This window comes from Poinsettia branch-inducing phytoplasma str. JR1, assembly GCF_000309465.1.
GTDB lineage: Bacteria > Bacillota_I > Bacilli_A > Acholeplasmatales > Acholeplasmataceae > Phytoplasma > Phytoplasma pruni.
On the sequence record NZ_AKIK01000067.1, the window covers coordinates 1 to 4,853 of the forward strand.

The 4,853-nt window shown below is 27.6% G+C and carries 2 protein-coding genes and 1 pseudogene; 1 reads left to right on the forward strand and 2 read right to left on the reverse strand.

All coding sequences use genetic code 11. The features are described from left to right. Positions 1 to 36: 36 nt before the first annotated feature. Positions 37 to 626: pseudogene (locus ON17_RS04000) on the forward strand (IS3 family transposase); the annotation flags it as partial. Positions 627 to 1,357: 731 nt separating this feature from the next. Here the strand turns inward: ON17_RS04000 and ON17_RS01685 are convergent. Further along, the gene (locus ON17_RS01685; RefSeq protein WP_017191779.1) at positions 1,358 to 2,530 is read right to left on the reverse strand and encodes an NAD(P)-dependent malic enzyme; all 1,173 of its coding nucleotides are present in this window, start codon (positions 2,528 to 2,530) and stop codon (positions 1,358 to 1,360) included. 488 nt (positions 2,531 to 3,018) lie between these two features. Beyond that, the gene (locus tag ON17_RS01690; RefSeq protein WP_017191780.1) at positions 3,019 to 4,509 is read right to left on the reverse strand and encodes a leucyl aminopeptidase; all 1,491 of its coding nucleotides are present in this window, start codon (positions 4,507 to 4,509) and stop codon (positions 3,019 to 3,021) included. Between the last annotated feature and the right edge of the window lie 344 nt (positions 4,510 to 4,853).

The following is a 4,853-nucleotide window of genomic DNA, read 5'->3' on the forward strand; positions in this document are numbered from 1 at the left end:
AATTTTATTTTTTTTTATTTCTTCATTTGATAATTTATTATTATAAACTCTAATGAAAAAAATCAAAAAAATAATAAAAAAACAGTTTTTGAATTGGTTAAACAATTTAATCAAAAACTAAATTTAACAACCATTTTAAAAACTATTAAAATGAAAAGAAGCACTTATTATTGGTTAAAAATTCAAAACAAATTAAAATTAAAAAAGAAGTTAAAAATTACAACAAAAACGCATTGCATCTTTATGTAAAATGCATGAATATTTCTTAGGGTATAGAAAAATAAGTGATTTATAGCAAAAAAATTTTAATGAAACTATTACTAAGAAAAAAGTTTATCTTATTATGAAAGAAAAAGTTATTTGTCGTTGTTTAAGGATTAAAAAAATAAATACCATTATCGTTCTTTAAAAAAAGATTTAAACATAGTTCCTAATTTAATCAAGCCAGACTTTAAAACAAAACAAACAATGCAAAAACTATTCACTGACATCTACTTATTTTAAAACTTAACAAAGTTTTTTATATTTTTCATGTATTATTGATTCTTTTAATAACCGAATTATCGCTTCTAATATTTTCAAAAAAACAAAATAAAGAATTAGTTTTAAATATTATCAAACAATTATCTCTATTTGGAACAATCAATGGCTTTTAAATAAATTAAACTATCTTTCACCTATCCAATATGAACAAAATTTAAGATAAATTATTTAAAAATATCCCTTTAAACTAGAACTTTGAAAAAAAGGTAACTTTTTTGCGCCTTTTTTAAAAAAATGTTATTATTAATAATAAAAATTATTTTCTTTTCATTTTGCATATGAATTTTTAACTTTTTTACCTAACTTATATAGCGAAGGGGTCAATATTAGAAAAAATATCTTTTGAAACTAACAAATTATGAAAAAAACATTAGACATTTTTTTCTCTAATCAGAATATGTTTTGTTGGTTTGAAAAGATAGGAAATTATCACTTAATTTTAAGTTTTAAAGAACAATTTTAAAGACAAAAGTTATCTAAAAAAACGTGGAACACCTCATAATTTTTTTAATAATTTAACTTTTTAAATTATGAAAAAAATTATTATACACAAAAAAACAAATATTTGGCCGTTTAAAATGAATTTTATCAAAAAGAAAATATTTTCGTAAGGTGTGAATATTTTAGACGAAGAAATAAAAAGCCGATAAATAAGGTTATTAAATAATAAAATTTATAAGAGGTAAATATCGACTACTATTTTGATTGTTCTCAAAATATTATTCCTTTCTTAACTTTAAAAAAAAAAAAAAATTTAAAAAAGACCTTCTAAAAGGTCTTTTTTAATTAGATAATAAATATCATTGAATAAATTTTATTTTCTTACTGCGCCTGTTTTAACAGCTGCTTCTCCAACCGCTTTAGAGATAGAAGCAACAATTTGTTCATTGAACACGCCAGGGATAATATTATTTTCGTTTAATTCGTTAACAGGAATAACACTAGCTAAAGCGTAAACCGCAGCTAACTTCATCTCTTCGTTAATCTGAGTCGCTTTATAATCAAGAGCTCCTCTAAATACACCAGGAAAAGCTAAACAGTTATTAACTTGGTTAGGGTAATCGGATCTACCAGTAGCGATAATTCTTGCTCCACCTTTTTTAGCTTCTTCAGGTAAAATTTCCGGATTTGGGTTTGCTAAAGCAAAAACAATAGCATCTTTAGACATAGTGGAAACCATTTCACTATTAAGAATATTAGGTCCAGAAACGCCAATAAAAACGTCCTTATTTTTAATAACATCACTTAAAGCGCCGTCTTCTTGGTTTTTATTAGTTAATAAAGACATTTTCTTTTGTTCTTGGTTAGTCCAATCGCTATCACGAAGGATAACACCTTTTTTATCGTATAAAACAATGTCTTTAACTTTTAAGTTCAGCAACATTTTAGCTACCGCAAGGCCAGCTGAACCTGTACCACAAATTACCGCTCTAATGTCTTCTAATTTTTTATTAACCACTCTTAAAGCATTAATTAAACCAGAAGCTACAACGATAGCTGTTCCGTGTTGATCATCATGCAAAACAGGAATAGATAATTTCGCTTTTAAAGCTTCTTCAATTTGAAAACATTCAGGCGCTTTAATATCTTCTAAATTAATCGCTCCAAAAACATCAGAAATTTTAGCAATAATATTTACTATTTCTTCAGGATCTTTGGAATCTATAGCTATCGGAAAAGAGTCTATATCGGCGAATCTTTTAAATAAAATAGATTTTCCTTCCATTACTGGAATAGAAGCTTTAGATCCGATATCTCCTAAGCCTAAAACAGCCGTACCGTTAGTAATGACAGCTACTGTGTTAGATTTCATGGTGTATTTATAAAGGTCTTCGGAGTTTTGTTGAATCTTACGACAAGGTTCAGCTACTCCAGGAGTATATACTAAAGATAAATCATCAAAATTATTAACTTCTGTTTTAATTTTAGCAGCCAATTTACCTTTGTGTTTTTCGTGCAAAAGTAAAGATTTTTGATTTGTGTCCATAATTTTTTCTTATAAAGTTAATTTTTATTCTAAAACAATGTTTTTTAATTGATTAGATGAAAACAAAAAAAGAAAAAAAGTTTGCTAAAATAATTTTTTTAAAAATAAATCTTTTTCTCTTATTCTGTAAACGCATATTTTTTTAATAAACATTTTTTAAAATTTAAAAAACAACAATTATAAAATCACCTCTTTTTTCCATTTTAATTTAAATTAAAAAACAACCGCTTTTATTATAAACCTTTTATGAAAGAAAAATTAAAAAATCCATCTGAATTTTAATAAATTAAAATTAGTTATTAAGCAAGAAGTTAAAAAGAGAGATGGATTTATTTCCTAAATAATAGGCGCTTAACAGCGTTTGCCACCGTTTCTTATGGTAAAAAAAACCGCTCTTATGAGTGATTTGAAAAAACTTGAAAGAAAGAAAAGCATCATAAAAGAGCGATAAAAAAGTTTATGATTATTTTTTTGATAATAGCGTTAATTTATTTCTTTTCGTAATAATTAGCCACTAATTGGTTTAAAAGACGAACGCCAAAACCAGTGGCCCAACTGTTGTTAACTGTGCTAACTTTATCGTTAAAAGCTACACCCGCAATATCAATATGAGCCCAAGGAGTATCTTCACCCACAAAACGTTTTAAAAATTGAGCAGCTGTGATTGAACCTGCTAATCTGCCTGAAGAATTTCTCATATCAGCAAATTTACTATCAATTAAACGGTCGTATTTTTCAGAAAGGGGCATTAACCATAATTTTTCGCCAGTTATTTGTCCGGAGGCAAGTAATTTTTGTGCTAAATCGTCATTATTAGAGAATAAACCAGCATGTTCTCCCCCTAAAGCAACCATAATAGCACCTGTTAAAGTAGCTAAATCAACGATTAATTGAGGTTTTACATGAATTTTAGTATAATAAAGAGCATCAGCCAATACCATTCTTCCTTCCGCATCAGTAGTGATCACCTCAATAGTTTGACCGGACATAGAAGTAACAATATCGCCAGGTCTTTGAGCTTTACCGCTTGGCATATTTTCCACTAAACCAACTACTGCGACAACATTAACTTGCGCTTTGCGAGCGGCTAAAGTATGCATTAAGCCTACTACTATAGCAGCTCCGCCCATATCGCCTTTCATATCTTCCATACCACCAGAAGGTTTAATGGAAATACCACCGGAATCAAAAACTACCCCTTTGCCTACAAAAGATAGAGGAGCTTCTTGAGAAGAAGAACCTTGCCATTTCATAATAGCTAAATAAGGAGGACAATCAGAACCTTGAGCTACCGCTAAAAGAGAATTCATCCCTAACTGAGCCATTTGTTTTTTATCTAAAAAATCTACTTCAATGCCCATTTTATTTAATTTTTTAATACGAGAGACAAATTCATCTGTTCCTAAAACGTTAGCTGGTTCATTCACTAAATCACGAGCTACATTAGAACCTTGGACTACTGCTTCCACCTTATGAAATTCTTTTTGGCAAACAGACGCTTCTTTCGTCACCACTACAACCGATAAATCATTATACATTTCAGAAAAGTCTTTTTTTGGTTTTGTATGATAACGATCAAAAGTATAACTTTTTAACATCATCTCTAAAATGTAATCCATTACCACTTGGAAGGAAGAAGAGTGGTTTTCAAAATCTGTTAAAACAACTATTTCTTTAACGTTTTTCAAAGCAAATAAAGTCGCTCTCCCTGCTTTCTTCCAAGCTTCATTCTTTTCTGGGTTTTTACCTAAACCTACTACTAATAAACGAGAAAATAAATAACCTTCAGGATGAACTAATTTTAAAACAGAACCTGCTTTGCCTTTAAATTGTTCTGTTTGACATGCTTTTTCCACTTGTCCTTGAAAATCGATAACATTAACGCCGGAAACATTTTGTTTTTCATCTTCTAATTTTAAAACCACTACTGTGCTTTTTTTATTAAAAGACTTTAATTCTGATAAAAATGATACTTTCATATTAATACGATACCCTTCTTATTGTTAAAATATTTATATCAATAAAATAATTTAATTAATCAAACAAATAAATTCAAAATTAATTATTATTTATGATTAAATTATATAACATTTATAAATAACATAACGATATTAATCAAAAAATTATTATCTTATCAAAAAAAGATAAGATAAAACTTTTTATCCCTCTTCGCTTCGTTTCTTATATTATTAGCAAAAAGATTGCAAAACAAACGTATAATAAAATATATCTGAAAAATTTGGATTAAATTATGAAAAAAGGGTTTATTCTTAAAAATCAAAGGAGCGAAAAATATGAATAAATTAGAAAATTTAAGTAATAA

What these genes read in the sequence shown, in the direction of transcription:
- ON17_RS01685 (WP_017191779.1), bottom strand. Translation starts at nt 2,530, where the DNA reads ATGGACACAAATCAAAAATCTTTACTTTTGCACGAAAAACACAAAGGT.
- ON17_RS01690 (WP_017191780.1), bottom strand. Translation starts at nt 4,509, where the DNA reads ATGAAAGTATCATTTTTATCAGAATTAAAGTCTTTTAATAAAAAAAGC.